1 protein-coding gene is annotated in these 424 nt (G+C 61.8%); it reads left to right on the top strand.

Annotated features, from left to right (window positions below; genetic code table 11):
• A partial coding sequence (locus GFJ39_RS13965) for an IS630 family transposase (RefSeq protein ID WP_153432064.1) occupies positions 1 to 424 on the top strand: 424 nt, incomplete at both ends.

The raw sequence follows: 424 nt of genomic DNA, 5'->3' as shown, positions 1-424 counted from the left end.
CCCGTCTGCGCGGGCGTGCCTTGCGCGGGAAACGTTGCCGCGCCGGTGTGCCGCACGGTCATTGGAAAACCACGACTTTCACCGGGGGGCTGCGTCTGACAGGCCTGACCGCGCCCTTCGTGCATGATGGTCCCATGACCGGCAGGATCTTTCAGGTCTATGTCGAACGGGTTCTCATCCCGACACTGAAGCCGGGCGATATCGTCGTGATGGACAACCTTCCGGCGCATAAGCTTCCGGCAACACAGAAGGCCATTGAGCAGGCAGGGGCGGAACTGATGTTCCTTCCGCCCTACAGCCCGGACTTCAACCCCATCGAAATGGCCTTCTCAAAACTCAAAGCCTTGCTGCGTGCCAAGGCCGAACGGACTGTCGGTGCTCTGTGGGATGCCGTCGGAGCGCTGCTTCCGGCTTTCACTCCCAG

This window comes from Gluconobacter aidae, assembly GCF_009547075.1.
GTDB lineage: Bacteria > Pseudomonadota > Alphaproteobacteria > Acetobacterales > Acetobacteraceae > Gluconobacter > Gluconobacter aidae.
Note: the sequence above shows the minus strand (reverse complement) of the source record. Positions and strands in the feature narration are given on the sequence as shown.